Origin of the sequence: Cobetia amphilecti (assembly GCF_032923285.1) — a bacterium.
Classification (GTDB): Bacteria; Pseudomonadota; Gammaproteobacteria; order Pseudomonadales; family Halomonadaceae; genus Cobetia; species Cobetia amphilecti.
Genome location: NZ_CP136695.1, coordinates 1,021,523 through 1,036,266, shown reverse-complemented (window position 1 = coordinate 1,036,266; position 14,744 = coordinate 1,021,523). Strand labels below are relative to the sequence as shown.

The 14,744-nt window shown below is 64.6% G+C and carries 12 protein-coding genes; 4 read left to right on the top strand and 8 right to left on the bottom strand.

From position 1 onward, the window contains the following. Positions 1–48: 48 nt before the first annotated feature. On the bottom strand, positions 49–828 hold the full coding sequence (locus R1T44_RS04425) for a GntR family transcriptional regulator (RefSeq protein ID WP_107335487.1): 780 nt from the start codon (positions 826–828) through the stop codon (positions 49–51). 370 nt (positions 829–1,198) lie between these two features. Then, positions 1,199–2,071, bottom strand: coding sequence for an alpha/beta fold hydrolase (locus R1T44_RS04420; RefSeq protein WP_279834543.1), 873 nt, complete (start codon positions 2,069–2,071; stop codon positions 1,199–1,201). 243 nt (positions 2,072–2,314) lie between these two features. On the opposite strand from R1T44_RS04420, the gene pabB reads away from it, so the two are divergent. Next, on the top strand, positions 2,315–3,766 hold the full coding sequence (pabB, locus tag R1T44_RS04415; RefSeq protein WP_317292665.1) for an aminodeoxychorismate synthase component I: 1,452 nt from the start codon (positions 2,315–2,317) through the stop codon (positions 3,764–3,766). A 215-nt stretch (positions 3,767–3,981) separates the two neighbouring features. Then, positions 3,982–4,608: a phosphoadenosine phosphosulfate reductase domain-containing protein gene (locus R1T44_RS04410; RefSeq protein ID WP_054555396.1), complete on the top strand. Its 627-nt coding sequence runs from the start codon at positions 3,982–3,984 to the stop codon at positions 4,606–4,608. 118 nt (positions 4,609–4,726) lie between these two features. Here R1T44_RS04410 and cysB read toward each other — a convergent pair whose 3' ends face one another. Beyond that, entirely contained in the window at positions 4,727–5,698 is a 972-nt protein-coding gene (cysB, locus tag R1T44_RS04405; RefSeq protein ID WP_317292664.1) for an HTH-type transcriptional regulator CysB, read from the bottom strand. A 176-nt stretch (positions 5,699–5,874) separates the two neighbouring features. On the opposite strand from cysB, the gene R1T44_RS04400 reads away from it, so the two are divergent. Together R1T44_RS04400 and trxA are read left to right on the top strand one after the other, a co-directional pair. Beyond that, complete coding sequence (locus R1T44_RS04400) at positions 5,875–6,651, top strand: sulfite exporter TauE/SafE family protein (RefSeq protein ID WP_043333970.1); 777 nt, start codon at positions 5,875–5,877, stop codon at positions 6,649–6,651. 250 nt (positions 6,652–6,901) lie between these two features. Beyond that, positions 6,902–7,225, top strand: a complete 324-nt coding sequence (trxA, locus tag R1T44_RS04395; RefSeq protein ID WP_043333971.1) for a thioredoxin — start codon at positions 6,902–6,904, stop codon at positions 7,223–7,225. A 134-nt stretch (positions 7,226–7,359) separates the two neighbouring features. Here trxA and R1T44_RS04390 read toward each other — a convergent pair whose 3' ends face one another. From R1T44_RS04390 to R1T44_RS04370, 5 genes are all read right to left on the bottom strand, one after another. Beyond that, on the bottom strand, positions 7,360–8,580 hold the full coding sequence (locus tag R1T44_RS04390; protein WP_245162994.1) for an AI-2E family transporter: 1,221 nt from the start codon (positions 8,578–8,580) through the stop codon (positions 7,360–7,362). Positions 8,581–8,992: 412 nt separating this feature from the next. Then, the gene (locus R1T44_RS04385; protein ID WP_192838534.1) at positions 8,993–10,804 is read right to left on the bottom strand and encodes an acyl-CoA dehydrogenase C-terminal domain-containing protein; all 1,812 of its coding nucleotides are present in this window, start codon (positions 10,802–10,804) and stop codon (positions 8,993–8,995) included. Between the two features lie 475 nt (positions 10,805–11,279). After that, complete coding sequence (locus R1T44_RS04380) at positions 11,280–12,044, bottom strand: SDR family NAD(P)-dependent oxidoreductase (protein ID WP_043333973.1); 765 nt, start codon at positions 12,042–12,044, stop codon at positions 11,280–11,282. A gap of 155 nt (positions 12,045–12,199) precedes the next feature. Then, the gene (locus R1T44_RS04375; RefSeq protein ID WP_317292663.1) at positions 12,200–13,864 is read right to left on the bottom strand and encodes an AMP-binding protein; all 1,665 of its coding nucleotides are present in this window, start codon (positions 13,862–13,864) and stop codon (positions 12,200–12,202) included. Positions 13,865–14,123: 259 nt separating this feature from the next. Beyond that, positions 14,124–14,741 (bottom strand): TetR/AcrR family transcriptional regulator, encoded by a 618-nt coding sequence (locus R1T44_RS04370; protein WP_213113527.1) that lies wholly within the window; start codon positions 14,739–14,741, stop codon positions 14,124–14,126. Between the last annotated feature and the right edge of the window lie 3 nt (positions 14,742–14,744).

The following is a 14,744-nucleotide window of genomic DNA, read 5'->3' as shown; positions in this document are numbered from 1 at the left end:
CGGGGTTGGAATTGTTGGGGGTAATCCGGTCGCAAGCGGTGTGGCAGTTCACTCCTCGCCCTGCTCTTCCTTGAGCGTGGCGGCATAGCGGCGGGCGACGTTCTCCCGCGAGGCGCTGACGTGGCGCCGCATCAGCAGCTCCGCCAGTTCCTCGTCACCGGCCTCGATGGCATCGACGATACGGTGGTGCTCGACGAAGGCCTTCTGCGGACGCGAGCCACTGGCGCTGAACTGGGTGCGATACATGCGCACCAGGTAGTAGAGGTCGTCGCAGAGAATCGTCATCAGCATATGGTTATGGCTGCCGAGGACGATCTGATAGTGGAAGTCGAGATCGCCTTCCTTCTGGAAGTAGGCGGTGCCGGTCTTGAGGTCCGACTGCTGCTCGTGGGTCTTGAGCACGCTGCGCAGCCGCGTGACCTCCTCCTGCGTCATGTGCCGCGCCGCCAGACGCGCGGCCATGCTCTCCAGCGCCTCACGCACGTCGAACAGCTCCAGCAGCTCGGTCATCGAGAGCTTGACCACCCGCGCGCCGACGTGGGGCACGCGCTCGATCAGGCGATGGACCTCGAGACGACGCATCGCCTCACGCAGCGGGCCGCGCGAGATGCCATAGGCCTGCGCCAGCCCCGGCTCGGTGATCTTGCTGCCCGGTGCCAGCTCGCCGCGCACGATGGCGTCCTGCAGCTGGTGGAAGACGCGCTCGGCCAGAGTGCGCACCTCAGGCGCCGGAGCACTCGCGGAGGCGGTGTGGCCTGCCTGCTCGGCAGTGGCGCCGCGTGCGAGGCTTCGAGCGGTGGTGGCATTGTGAAAGGCATCGGTGGTCATGGCGGTCAGGCAATCCGGCTGGACAAGGGGCTGAGACAGGACAATGGCGATGAGGGACTTTCAGCACCATTGTCGACAATCATTCAATGACTGCCAGACTAGCCAGCGAGCCTGAGTGGGTCAAGATGCAATCCGCCAAATCCTCTACACCTTTGGCGTAAGAGAGCTGGCATGCGCTGGACAAAAGGCTGCCAGAACAAGGCCAAACCGCCTGAGACGCCGCCATGCCAGTCTTCACACATCGACAGGCCAGAGGCACTCCAGCCGGTAGCTGCCGAGACTCAAGACGCCCCGCCAGCACAGGCTGACGGGGCGTCTTGAGTCTCAATGCCAGACCGTTCATCGGTCGGCTTGTCGACAATCACGCGATTTATGTGAAGCTGAGCTCCGCGCCGATGCGGCGGGGTTTCTGGAAAGGCAGGGAGTGATCGGTGCCGGGGATTTCCAGCGATTGCCAACCCGCATGACGTTCGGCCAGCAGGCTGTGATAGTCGCGCAGGGTCTGCGGGCTCTTGCCGCCGACCAGGCTGCGTACCTCGCTGCCGGAGGCCAGCACGTCGGCCAGCAGCGCCTCGCGGTCGATCTCGCGCACGGCATGCGTGACACAGTCCAGCGCATTGGCGAAGCCCAGATGGCGATGCGCCAATCGCGCCACCATCATGCGCTCGGCGCGCGGGTTGCGCGTGCGATGCGGCGAGATGAGATCGAGGAAGGCGGTGATGCCCGCCTCGGGGCTTGAGGCTTCGCGCATGGCGCGCGCCGCCTCGGCGTAGCCGTCACGCACCTTGAGCATGGTGGCGTGGCATTCGCGCTCCAGCAGTGCCGGCTCCAGCAGGCTGATGTCGCCGACCTTCACCTCCGGGCGCTCGGCGCGCAGACGCTGGACGAGGCGCATGGCGACCAGCCCGCCGAAGCTGTAGCCGATCAGGTCGAAATGCGTGATGCGCTGGGTCTCGATCAACGCCATCACGTCCTCGACCACCTGCTCGAGGGTGAAAGGAGGCTCACCGCCCTGCGGCGCCAGCGTCTGCCCCATGCCACGCAGGTCCGGGATGATCAGCTCATCATGGGCCGTGAGATGCCCGACCAGCGGTGCCCAGGTCAGCGTGCCGGCCACGCCCGCGCCGTGCAGCATCAGCAGTCGACGTCCGCCCTGTGCGTCATACCGCTTGAGACGCTGCCAGAAGATGTTCTGATCGGGACGTGACAGCAGATGTTGGCCATGTTCGAACTCGGGATGCATGCAGGGGCTCCGGTGGGGTGCCAGGGGCTGGGCAAGAGACTGGGCAAGAGGGCTGGGCGAACGTCAGCACGTGCGTCAACGCAGTCGTCGATGACGGCGCAGGGCGTTCAGAGGCAGGCACCTTAATCAGCGCACGGGAGAACGGCAAGCCAACAAGGACAGCCCCTCACCGGAATCCGCACGCATGGGCGGACAAAACGCCTTCGGATGCCTAGAATGCCCTGTCCGCCAACGGAAGCTGTCATGACCATCTCGCTCGAAATCAACGCCCTGCCCTACGCCCTCGCCGCCGAGGATGAAGCCTCCACGCTGTCGCGCTTCGCACGCCTGCGTTCACGTCCCGACGCCGTGCTGCTCGACAGCGGCCAGCCGTCGCTGGCCGGTGGCCGCTTCGACATCATCAGCAGCGACCCGCTGGCCGTGCTGGAGCAAGGCCCACACGGCGGCAAGCTCACTGGCCCGCTGCCTGAGTCGATGCGTGACCTGAGCCAGTTCAGTGAAGCGCTGGAGCGCCTCGCCCGCCTGCCGGTGATCGAGGCCCAGCGCCAGCTGCTGACCCTGCTGCCGCAGACGCTGGCAGGCGAAGAGCTCGCCCGGCATGACCTGAGCGCCGAGGACCTGCCGTTCATCGCCGGCCTGCTGGGCTACTGGAGCTACGACTTCGGGCGCGCGCTGGAAGACCTGCCCGCCACGACCGAGGACGATATCGCGCTGCCCTGGGCGCGTCTCGGTCTCTATGACTGGGCATTGATCAGTGACCATCAGCGCCAGCAGAGCTGGCTGATCGCCTCGCCCCAACGGCGCCGGCAGGTGCTTGAGTGGCTGGAGCAACCGGCGCCGCGCAGCGCCGACTTCGTCCTCGACACCCCCTTCGCGCCGCTGCTGGACCGCGCGGGCTACGGCGAACGCTTCCGCCAGGTGATGGAGTATCTGCATGCCGGTGACTGCTATCAGATCAACCTGACCCAGCGCTTCTCCGCCGACTGCAGTGGCGACAGCTGGGATGCCTACCTGCGCCTGCGTCAGGCCACGCCGACACCTTACGCCGGCTATCTGAGCTGGCAGGACGCCAAGGGCGAGGAGATGGCGATCGTCTCCGTCTCGCCGGAGCGCTTCGTCGAGGTCAATCATCGCGCGGTCGAGACCAAGCCGATCAAGGGCACCCGCGCACGTGGCGCGACGCCGGAAGAGGACGCCCGACTTGCCGCCGAGCTACTGGCCAGCCCCAAGGACCGCGCCGAGAACGTGATGATCGTCGACCTGCTGCGCAACGACCTGGGCCGCGTCTCTGCGCCCGGCAGCGTCAAGGTGCCCTCACTGTGCGCCTTGGAGAGCTACGCCAACGTGCACCATTCCGTCAGCACCATCACCAGCACCCTGGATGAAGGACGCGATGCGCTGGATCTGCTCGGCGCCGCCTTCCCCGGCGGCTCCATCACCGGCGCGCCCAAGATCCGCGCCATGCAGATCATCGAGGAGCTGGAGCCGGTACGCCGCAGCGCATATTGCGGCAGCCTCGGCTATCTGGATATCCGCGGCCACATGGATACCTCCATCGCGATCCGCACGGCGGTGATCGCCGAGGGGCAGGTGCATCTGTGGGGCGGCGGTGGCCTGGTCGCCGACTCCGAGGAAGAGGCCGAATACCGCGAGAGCCTGGCCAAGATCCAGCGCCTGATGGAAGCGCTTGGCTGACAGGCGGCGTTATAAGGCGTCATGAGCGCCATAACTCGATGGCATATAACGTTCGAACGAATTCGTATTGGGGAAGCAGTGCCTGCCTTTGATAGGGTAGGCGCATTCCTGCACGTCTCCTTGAGCGCTACCCGCCTCTGCTGATGGTCTTTGCTGGCCATTGATCAGCCCTGCGCCCCGCTCCATCGGACGTGCCCTCGTTCTGGAGACTCCTCATGTCCGATACCTTCGATCTCGCCCGCATCAATGCCGAATTCGGCAACGACCCGGAAGCCCTGACCCGCTGGGCTCTGTCACTGGACAAGCACGCCATCTGCACCACCAACTTCCGACCCTTCGAGGCGGTGATCCTGCACATGGTGACGCGCTTCCGCCCTGATATCCCGATCGTGTGGATGGACAACGGCTACAACACCGATGCCACCTACCGCTTCGCCGATGAGGTGACGCGCAAGCTGAACCTGAACCGCATCATCTATCTGCCGCAGCGCACGCGTGCCCACCGTGAAGCCGTCGATGGCCTCACCCCGCATATCGATGACCCGCGCCATGAAGCCTTCACCCGTGAAGTGAAGCTCGAACCCTTCGAGCGTGCGCTGCGCGAGCTGAACCCCGAAATGTGGTTCACCGCCGTGCGCGCCAGTGACACCGCCTTCCGTGCCGGCATGCAGCCGGTCTCGCTGAACGGCGATGGCCTGATCAAGGTCGCCCCGGTGCTCAACTGGTCATCCAAGCAGATGCACGAGTATCTGGTCGCCCACGACCTGCCCAACGAGTTCGACTACGTCGACCCGACCAAGGCGGAAGACAACCGCGAGTGTGGCCTGCACCTGGCACACTGAGCCCTGTGGTTGACGCTGTGCGCTCGAGCCGCCCAGCCAGCAAAAAGCCCGCCTCTCAGGAGGCGGGCTTTTTCATCTGCGCTGCGGCAGATCTGGCGAGCGGCACTCAGCCCACCGGTCAGCGCACCGGCAGCTCGATGTCGTGGAAGATTTCGTGCTCGTGGCGCGGGCCGGCGGCCAATGCCGCTTCGACACGCTCGCGCGTCAGGTGCGGCGCGAAGCGCTCGACGAATTCGAACATGTAGCTGCGCATGAAGGTGCCGCGACGGATGCCGATCTTGGTCGTGGAGCTCTCGAACAGATGCGTGGCGTCCAGCGCGACCAGGTCCTCATCGGCCACCTTGTCCACCGCCATGTGCGCGACGATGCCGATGCCCATGCCGAGACGCACATAGGTCTTGATGACATCGGCGTCCGAGGCGGTCAGCACCACGTTGGGTGCCAGGCCGTGGGACTTGAAGGCATCGTCCAGCTGGCTGCGGCCGGTGAAGCCGTAGGTGTAGGTGACCAGCGCATAACTGGCCAGCGACTCGAGGGTCAGTTCCTCGCCATTGGCCAGCGGGTGATCCTTGGGCACCAGCACGCAGCGGTTCCAGCGATAGCACGGCAGCAGGATGAGGTCGTTGAACAGCTCCAGCGACTCGGTGCAGATGGCGAAGTCGGCCTGCCCCTCACTGACCATGTTGGCGATCTGCTTCGGCGTGCCCTGCTGCATGTGCAGCGCGACATCCGGGTACTTGCGCGTGAAATCGGCGATCACCGGCGGCAAGGCATAACGCGCCTGAGTGTGCGTGGTGGCGATCGACAGGCTGCCGCGACGGTCGTCACTGTGCTCCTGGGCGACGTGCTTGATGTTCTCCACCGTGCGCAGCACCTGGCTTGCCAGCTCGACGATGGACTCGCCGGCCGGGGTCACCCGCGTCAGGTGCTTGCCACTGCGTGCGAAAATTTCGACGCCAAGCTCATCTTCCAGCAGACGAATCTGCTTGGAAATTCCCGGCTGGGAGGTATATAGACTTTGCGCGGTGGCGGACACGTTCAGGTTGTGGCGGGTGACTTCCCAGATATAACGCAACTGCTGGAGTTTCATGCGGCTTCACTCTCCTGAGAAGCACCATCGACGCGACGCGGCGTGACAGTGGCCCGGACATGGCCGGTCACCTTGCTAAGATGATCGGGCGATAAAATCATGAATAATGATTCCTTTCGGGAATATACGCTCAAGAGTAGATTGGCGACAGTAACCTGACAAGGGGGTAGGTAGGGATGGAAGTCACACAACTGCTGCTATACGTGCTGGCAGGCGCCGGAGTGGGTTTCGCGGTCGGTGTCACTGGCGTGGGCGGCGGCTCGCTGATGACGCCCCTATTGTTGATGTTCGGCTTCCCGCCGCACATCGCCGTGGGCACCGACCTGCTCTATGCCTCCATTACCAAGGCGGGCGGCGCCTTCGCGCACCATCGCCAGGGACATGTGGACTGGACCATCGCCCGGCGCCTGGCCATCGGCTCGCTGCCGGCGGCGCTGTTGACGATTGCGGTCCTGCATACCTTCTTCACTGACCCCACCGCCTACGCGGGCCTGATCAAGGGCATGCTGGGCGTGATGTTGATCCTCACCGCCGGCGTACTGCTGTTCAAGAAGCGCCTGCTGGGGCTGATCAGCCCGGAAAGCTTCATCGTACGCCACGCGGCACCGCTGACCGTGCTGTCAGGCATCGTGCTCGGTGTGTGCGTCACCCTGTCCTCCGTGGGTGCCGGCGCCTTCGGTGCTGCCGTGCTGATCATGCTGTTCCCGCTGTTGAGCACCGCGCGCATCGTCGGCACCGATATCGCTCACGCCGTACCGCTGACACTGGTCGCGGGGCTGGGCCACCTGTGGCTGGGCAATGTCGACTTCCTGTTGCTCGGCGCGTTGCTGGTCGGCTCACTGCCCGCCATCAGCCTGGGCGCACGCCTGACACGCCACATGCCCAGCGGCCTGCTGCAGGGCCTGCTGACGACACTGCTGCTGGGGCTGGGCATCCGTTACGCCTTCTTCTGAGCTCTCCTTGCTGCGGGATCCTTCGCACAGGCAATACCAAAGTCGGGGCGGGCAATCCACATTGCCTGCCCCGTTGCTATTCCCTCAAACCAATAAAACAGCTATAAAAACACTAGCGATCATAACCCCGTGCTATTGAGCCGATGGACAATGCCCATTTGTCAGTGATGCAAAGTGGCGCTACCATCGGACGCAGCCTGCATGTCCGGCAATGCCGCAGACAGCGAAACGAATCCCCTGGAGAAACAAGATGTCCAATCACGTCGATGTCACCGGCGCCAACTTCGAACAGGAAGTTCTCAACGCTGAAGCCCCGGTCCTGCTGAAGTTCTGGGCCCCGTGGTGCGGTCCGTGCAAGATGATGGCGCCGGTCGTCGAAGAAGTCGCCAACGAGAAAGGCGAAGGCCTGAAGATCGTCAACGTCAATGTCGATGACGCGCCGGAAATCGCTGCCGAGCAAGGCGTGCGTGGCGTGCCGACCGTGATCCTGTTCAAGTCCGGCGCCAAGGTCGCCTCTCTGGTCGGTGCCCAGTCCAAGGGTCAGCTGAGCCAGTTCATCGAGCAGAACCTCTGAGTCGACTTGCTGACAGGTGACTGCCCCGCCAGCCACCGCGCACTGATTCGATAACCAAAGGCCCCGTCGCGCACAGCGTGACGGGGCCTTTGGCATTCTGGCAGCGGGTCATCCACGCAGAGCTGGCTCGCGGGTCATTCCTCCGCCAAGCGTCGACGACGGCGAATCCGGCGCACGGAGGGGCCCAGCAGACGCGCCGCCCAGCGCGTGCCCGGGTGCGAGTCGAAGGCGATCTTGAGCGTCATGGTGATCGGCACCGACAACAGCATGCCCACCGGCCCGAACACCCAGCCCCACACCACCAGCGACAGGAAGGCGGCCAGCGTCGACAGCCCCAGGGTGCGCCCCATCACGCGCGGTTCGATCAAGTTGCCGAGAATGAAGTTGATCGCCAGATAACAACCGCCCAGCATCAGCGCCTTGACCGCACCGCCTTCCGGCATCACCAGCGTCAGCAACACTGCAGGCACCGCGGCCAGCGCCGAGCCGATGTTGGGAATGTAGTTGAGGCAGAAGGCCAGCGTGGCCCACAGGAAGGCGAACTCCACATCGAGCACCAGACAGCTGATCGCGACCAGCCCCCCGGTCACGAGGCTGATCAAGGTCTTGACCGCCAGATAGCGGCGCAGCGTCAGCGAGAACAGCGTGAAGCGGCGCAGACTGACATGCGGGCTGCGCAGCGTGCTGACCAGCTTGTCGCGCAGTGACAATGCCTCATAGAGCAGGAAGGTGGCCGTCAGCACGATGATGACGCTCGAGGACAGAAGCCCCCCAAGCCCGGTCAGCAGGTTCGGCACCCACTGGGTCAACGAGGCCGGATCGACCAGCTCGCTGAAACGGGCCGGCGCGATGGATACGCCACTGTCCGCCAGCCATTCCAGCATGCTCTGATACTGTTCGCGCAGGCTCTCCTCAAGCTTGGGCATCTCATCGCTGAACAGGGTGAAGCGCGAGACCAGCAGCGCCGTCAGCGACGAGAACAGCACGCAGACCGTCAGGATGACGATCGGCACCCCGAAGCGTTGCCCGATGCCGTGACGGGCCAGCCAGCGCACCGGCGCATCGCAGACCGCAGCGACGAACACCGCCAGCAGCAGCGGCACCACCAGGTCCGCCGCCAGCTTGAGGCCGCCGATGATGATGACCACTGCGGCCATGCCGACCAGCAAGGGGTGAATCTCCAGCGCGCGGCGCACGTTGGGCGCATGGCGAGAACGTCCGGAGCGTTCGAGCGCCTCCTGCTGACGCTCGTCGCGTGGCACCTGCATGCGTGTCACGGCCTCCTCGATGGAAGTGCCCTCACTGACGCTGCGTGGCTCGCCAACGCTATCGTCAGGCGCTTGCGCATCGGCCATCTGCGCCTCGGGCGGCATTTCCTCGTGTCGCGATCTTTCCTCAGGCGTATCGTTCGGGTGCATCCTGCGCCACCTATCCTGTCAGTGCTTGCCATCAGTACTTGCCATCAGTACTTGCCATAAGTACATGCGCGTCGCTGCCCCGCGGTTTCCTCGGGACAGCCTTCGATGCGCCTATCTTGGGCGCATGCCTGTCACAAGCCAAGACTGAAACGAGATTGATTGCTCGTGTCGGGAAAACTCCTTCCTGACACCAAGCGCACAAAAAATGGGGAGACCAAAGTCTCCCCAAGGGTACCGAGTCAGAGCGCACTGACTGGAGGCATAAGACACGACTGTTGCCGATACATCTAACTGCTGAGTCTTGAAACTGCTGTCAGGCTTGAAACTGCTGTCAGGCTTGAAGCCGTCATCAGATCTCGAAGCCGCTGCCGAAACCTTCCACCGTCGGCGCCATCAGCGTCTCGCCACCGGCACGAATCATCGCGGCATGGCCTTGCGTGCGCGGCAGGATGCGCTGGAAGTAGAAGCGCGCGGTATCCAGCTTGGCCTGATAGAAGGCAGCGTCCCCTTCGCCGGCCGCCAGCGCGGCCCTGGCCGTCTCACCGGCCCGCGCCCACAGGTAGCCCAGCGTGACGTAGCCGGCATACATCAGGTAATCGACACTGGCCGCGCCGACCGCTTCGCGGTCCTGCATCGCGCCCATGCCCACCGCCATGGTCAGCTCGCCCCATTCGCGGTTGAGCTCGGCGAGCGGATTGGCAAACTCGCTGCCTTCGCTGGCCTGACAGAACTTGTGGATCTCCTTGGTGAAGACCTTGAGCGACTCGCCCTGGCTCATCAGGATCTTGCGGCCCAGCAGGTCCAGCGCCTGGATGCCGGTGGTGCCTTCATAGAGCAGGGTGATACGCGCATCGCGCACGAACTGCTCCATGCCCCACTCCTGAATGAAGCCGTGGCCGCCATAGACCTGCACGCCGTGATTGGTCGCCTCGAAGCCGGTCTCGGTCAGGAAGGCCTTGACGATGGGCGTCAGCAGGCCGAGCAAGGTATCGGCACGTGCCTTGTCTTCGCTGTCCGGAGCGTTCTCGACGATGTCATTGAACTGGGCGGCGTACATCACCAGCATGCGCCCGCCCTCGGCGATGGCCTTCTGGGTCAGCAGCATGCGGCGCACGTCCGGATGCACGATGATCGGGTCGGCTGCCTTCTCCGGCGCCTTGGCGCCAGACAGGGCACGCATCTGCAGACGGTCACGCGCATAGCTCAGCGCATTCTGGAAGCTGGCCTCGGCCAGCGCCACGCCCTGGATCCCCACGCCGAGACGCGCGGCATTCATCATGGTGAACATGCAGGCCAGTCCCTTGTGCGGCGGGCCGACCAGATAGCCTGTGGCGGAATCGAAGTTCATCACGCAGGTCGCGTTGCCGTGAATGCCCATCTTGTGCTCGATGGAGCCACAGCTGACGCCGTTGCGCTCACCGGCCTCGCCATTGGCGTCGGGCAGGAACTTGGGCACCACGAACAGCGAGATGCCACGCGAGCCTTCCGGAGCATCCGGCAGCTTGGCCAGCACCAGGTGCACGATGTTCTCGGACAGATCGTGCTCACCGGCCGAGATGAAGATCTTGGTGCCGCTGATGCGGTAGCCCTTGCTGCCATCGCTGTCATCCAGCGGCACGGCGCGGGTCTTGATCAGGCCCAGGTCCGTGCCGCAATGCGGTTCGGTCAGGCACATGGTGCCGGTCCAGCTGCCTTCGACCAGCTTGGTCAGATAGGTCTGCTTGAGCACCTCGCTGCCGTGATGCTCGAGTGCATTCATCGCGCCATGCGAGAGGCCCGGATACATGCCCCACGACAGGTTGGCGGAGGCGACCATTTCCGAGAGCACCATCGCCAGTGACGGCGGCAGCCCCTGACCGCCATGCTCCGGTGAGGCAGCCAGACTCGGCCAGCCGCCCTCGACATACTGCTGGTAGGCAGCCTTGAAGCCGCTCGGCGCCTTGACCTCGCCGCCCTCGAAGGTACAGCCCTCGCGGTCGCCCGACTGGTTCAGCGGCGTCAGCACCTCATGAGCGAAGCGTGCGCCCTCCTCCAGGATGGCGGTCACGATATCGTCGCTGGCCTCATCGCCACCCGGCAGGCTGGCATAGTGCGCGGGATAGTCGAGCAGCTCATTCATCACGAAGCGGATATCGCGCAACGGCGCCTGATAGTCCGGCATGCTTTACTCCTTGAGCCGTCGCGACGCGGCGGCGCTGACCTGAACAACGACAGGTGGCGGCAGGACGCTTGTCAGGCGGCGCAACACTCACTCGAGCAATGAAGAAGCGAGTCGCTGGCGGCGAACAGGTCTGACGCAACACTATCAAACATGTGTTTGAAATTAACGCCTCCTTCGCCATACCGTCAAGCGGTCGTTTGATTTCTGGCCTGCGACATTGGTGGCAAGCCCTGTCTCATCGGTGGCAAGCCCTGTCTCATCGGTGGCAAGCCCTGCCTTCAAGCCGCCCCTCGCGCACGGTAGACACAAAAGAAGACACAAAAAACAGACACAAAAAAGCCCGACCGCAGCCGCGATCGAGCAATATCTCCCCCAGAGATAACCTGTCCTGCAAGATTCCTTGTGTACCGTGCTCTTCTCTAGAAAGCCGATCCGGAGAGCCCGATCCAGACGCTGAAAGCCTTGCCCGCCAGCCTCAGGCCATGCGGATGCTGCCATCGAGGCGGATCACCTCCCCGTTGAGCATGCTGTTGGTGATGATGTGCTCGGCCAGACGCGCGAACTCATCGGGCTTGCCCAGACGCTTGGGAAACGGCACCGCCTCGCACAGCGCCTCGCGGGCCGGCTCCGGAATGCCGGCCATCATCGGTGTCTCGAACACGCCGGGCGCAATCGCCATCACGCGAATGCCATGGCGTGCCAGCTCACGCGCCATCGGCAGCGTCATGCCGGCGACCCCGGCCTTGGAGGCGCTATAGGCACACTGCCCCACCTGGCCATCGAAGGCCGCGACCGAGGCGGTATTGAGAATGATGCCCCGCTCGCCGTCCTCGCCCTCGGCGGCATTGCGCGCCATGCGTGCCGCCGTCAGGCGCGCCACGTTGAAGGTGCCGCTCAGATTGATCGCCAGCGTCTTCTCGAAGCCTTCAAGCGGAGCAGGCTCGCCGTCACGATCCACCAGCTTGGCGACGCTCACCACGCCGGCACAGTGGATCACCCCATGAATGGCACCGAAGGTCTGCTCCGCGACATCCAGCGCGGCCTCGACACTGGCGCTGTCGGTGATGTCGCAATGACAGAAGCGTGCCGCCTCCCCCAGTGAATCGGCCTGTTCACGTGCGGCCTCGGCAAGATCCGCCAGCACCACCTGGCCGCCGGCCGCGACGATACGTGAGGCCGTGGCGGCCCCGAGGCCGGATGCTGCGCCGGTGATCAGAAAGCAGTGGTCGGCGATCTTCATGAAACGAGTCTCCCGAAAGGTGATGGCAGGAAAGGTGATGAGAGCCAGGTGATGACAGACCTGTGGTGACAGGCGCGTGGTAACAGGCGCGTGGTAACACACAAGCCCCGCCGGATAGACGGCCGTGCCTGAAAGCCAGGTATATGGCTCGGTATTCAGCTCGCGCGCGCCTGTGCCCGCAGCAGGAAACGCTGGATCTTGCCCGATGGCGTCTTGGGCAGGCTGTCGACGAAGTCGATCTCGCGGGGGTAGCTGTGCGCCGAGAGTCGCTGACGTACGCTGGCGCGAATTTCCTCCGCCAGCTCGTCACTGCCGACATGGCCATCGCGCAGCACCACATAGGCCTTGATGATCTCGCCGCGCAGCGCATCCGGCTTGCCGACCGCCGCCGATTCCGCCACCGCCGGATGTACCAGCACAGCGTTCTCGACATCCGCCGGGCCGACGCGATAGCCCGCGGTGGTGATGATGTCGTCATCACGCCCGGCAAAGGTGAAGCGGCCATCGGGCTCTGCCACCACCACGTCTCCGGTCAGGTAATAGCCCTCGACGCAGGGCTGCTTCTCCTGCCAGGTGTAACCGGCGAAGAAGTGCGCGGGCGAGCGGGCGATATCCACCGCCAGCACACCCGGCTCGCCCGGCGGCAGCTCACGATACTCGGCGTCGAGCACGGCCAGTCGATAGCCGGGCAGCGGGAAGCCGACACTACCGACCACGACCTCATGGGCCAGCGCGTGATGATTGCAGCAGGTCATGCCGGTCTCGGTCTGGCCGTAATGGTCCATCACCGCACAGCCCAGCTCCCGCGCGACCCAGCCCACCACCTCGGTGTTGAGGGGCTCACCGGCGGAGCTTGCGACCCGCAGGTTCAGGCGCTCGAAGGCACCTTCACCGAGCCCGGAGGCCTTGAGCATGCGATAGGCCGTGGGCGCGGCCGCGAAATTGTCGATGCGGTGACGCTCCATGAAGGCCAGCCCGCCTTCTGCACTGAACGGCGCCTGCATGAAGTAGGTGGTGGCACCCAGCAACAGCGGGCCGGTGATGGCGTAGTAGAGGCCGTATGCCCAGCCGGGGTCGGCCATGTTCCAGAAGCGCTCGCCGGGGCGCAGGTCCACCGCCAGGCGTTGATAGAGCCAGAAGGCGGGCAGCGCATTCAGCGCCACCGCCACACCCTTGGGCTTGCCGACCGTGCCGGAGGTGAACATCTGCAGGAAGGGCGCCTCCGCCGGCAGCCACACCGGCGGCTCGGTCAGTGGCTCGCTCTGCATCAATGTCTGCCAGTCGAGATCGCCCGCCTCCAGTGCGTCTCCCTCACCGCGCACGCAGATGATCACGGGATGGCGGGCAAGCTCAGTGAACTTGCTGCGCTGGCTCGTCTCGGTGATCACGATCTGCGTCTCGGCGCGCGACAGGCGATAGTCGAGCGCATCGGTGCCGAAGGCGGTGAACAGCGGCTGATAGACGGCGCCCAGCCGCCAGGTCGCGGCCAGCGCGATCATCAGCTCCGGCGTACGCGACAGCATGCAGGCGACCCGCTGCCCCGCCATCACGCCCTGTGCCTTCAAGGCAGCCGCCATCCGCGCGCTCTGCTCATCGAGCTGTGCGTAACTCAGCTCACGCACCCGGCCCTGTTCGTCTTCATGGACCAGCGCGATACGCTCGCCCTGCCCGGCGCGCAGATGACGCCCGACACACGCCTCATAGGCATTGCCGAGCTCGCCCTCGCCGTCGAGCGGCGTGGTGAACAATTCATCGCGCAGCGCCTGGATATCGAAGGCGGCCAGATAATCGCTCAGCGTCTGGCTGGCGGCGGGTTGCATGGCGTGTGAATTCGCAGGTGCGACAGATGCAGCAGAGGCGGCGCGTGACGTGCGGTTTGTTGTTGTATCGCTTGGCGTCATGGCGTGACTGGCTCCTGAGTGGTGCTCCGGGGCGATGTGAGATGACTGGGCGCCAGCCATCTACAGTTAACGTAAACGTCAAGTTAGCGACAAGCCTATCGGGCGGCAAGCATTGTGACGCTCGACTGGCCAAAAGTTGCAGACGGCGTGTAACGCACGCTGTGCAGCAGACACTCGCTCAGGGCAGACGACACAGGCTGTCGACCAGCGCCTCGGCCAGCTCATCGGGGGAGCGCTCTCCATCGGGGCGATACCAGCGTACCGTCCAGTTGAGCGCGCCGAGCATGAACTGGCGCAGCAGCGCGGCGTCGCCCTTGAGCAGCCCTGCGGCCACGGCGGAGGCGATGGCGTCACGCCACAGATCCTCGTAGTCATCGCGCAGCTGGACGAGATGCTCGCGCGCCGGGCCCTCCAGCCGCCGCCACTCATAGAGCGCGACCACATGGGCATTGCGGTCGGTGAGCAGCGTGTCCAGATGTGCACGCGCCAGGGCCAGCAGTCGCTCACGCGCCTGCTGCTGCGATGCCGCCGAGGCGGTCACTTCACTTGCCTGGTACGGCTCGCAGCGCGCCAGATGCTCACGGGCGATGGCCAGCGCACTGAACATGCCCTCCTCGATCACGGCGCACAGAATTTCCTGCTTGTCGGCAAAGTGATGGAAGAGACTGCCGGACTTGATGCCCATTTCCTGGGCCAGCATGCGGACGGTGGTGCGATCGAAACCCTCCTCGACGAACAGGCGGGCAGCGATACGGACCAGCTCCTTGCGACGGGGTGAGGCGGTGGCTACATTCATCGT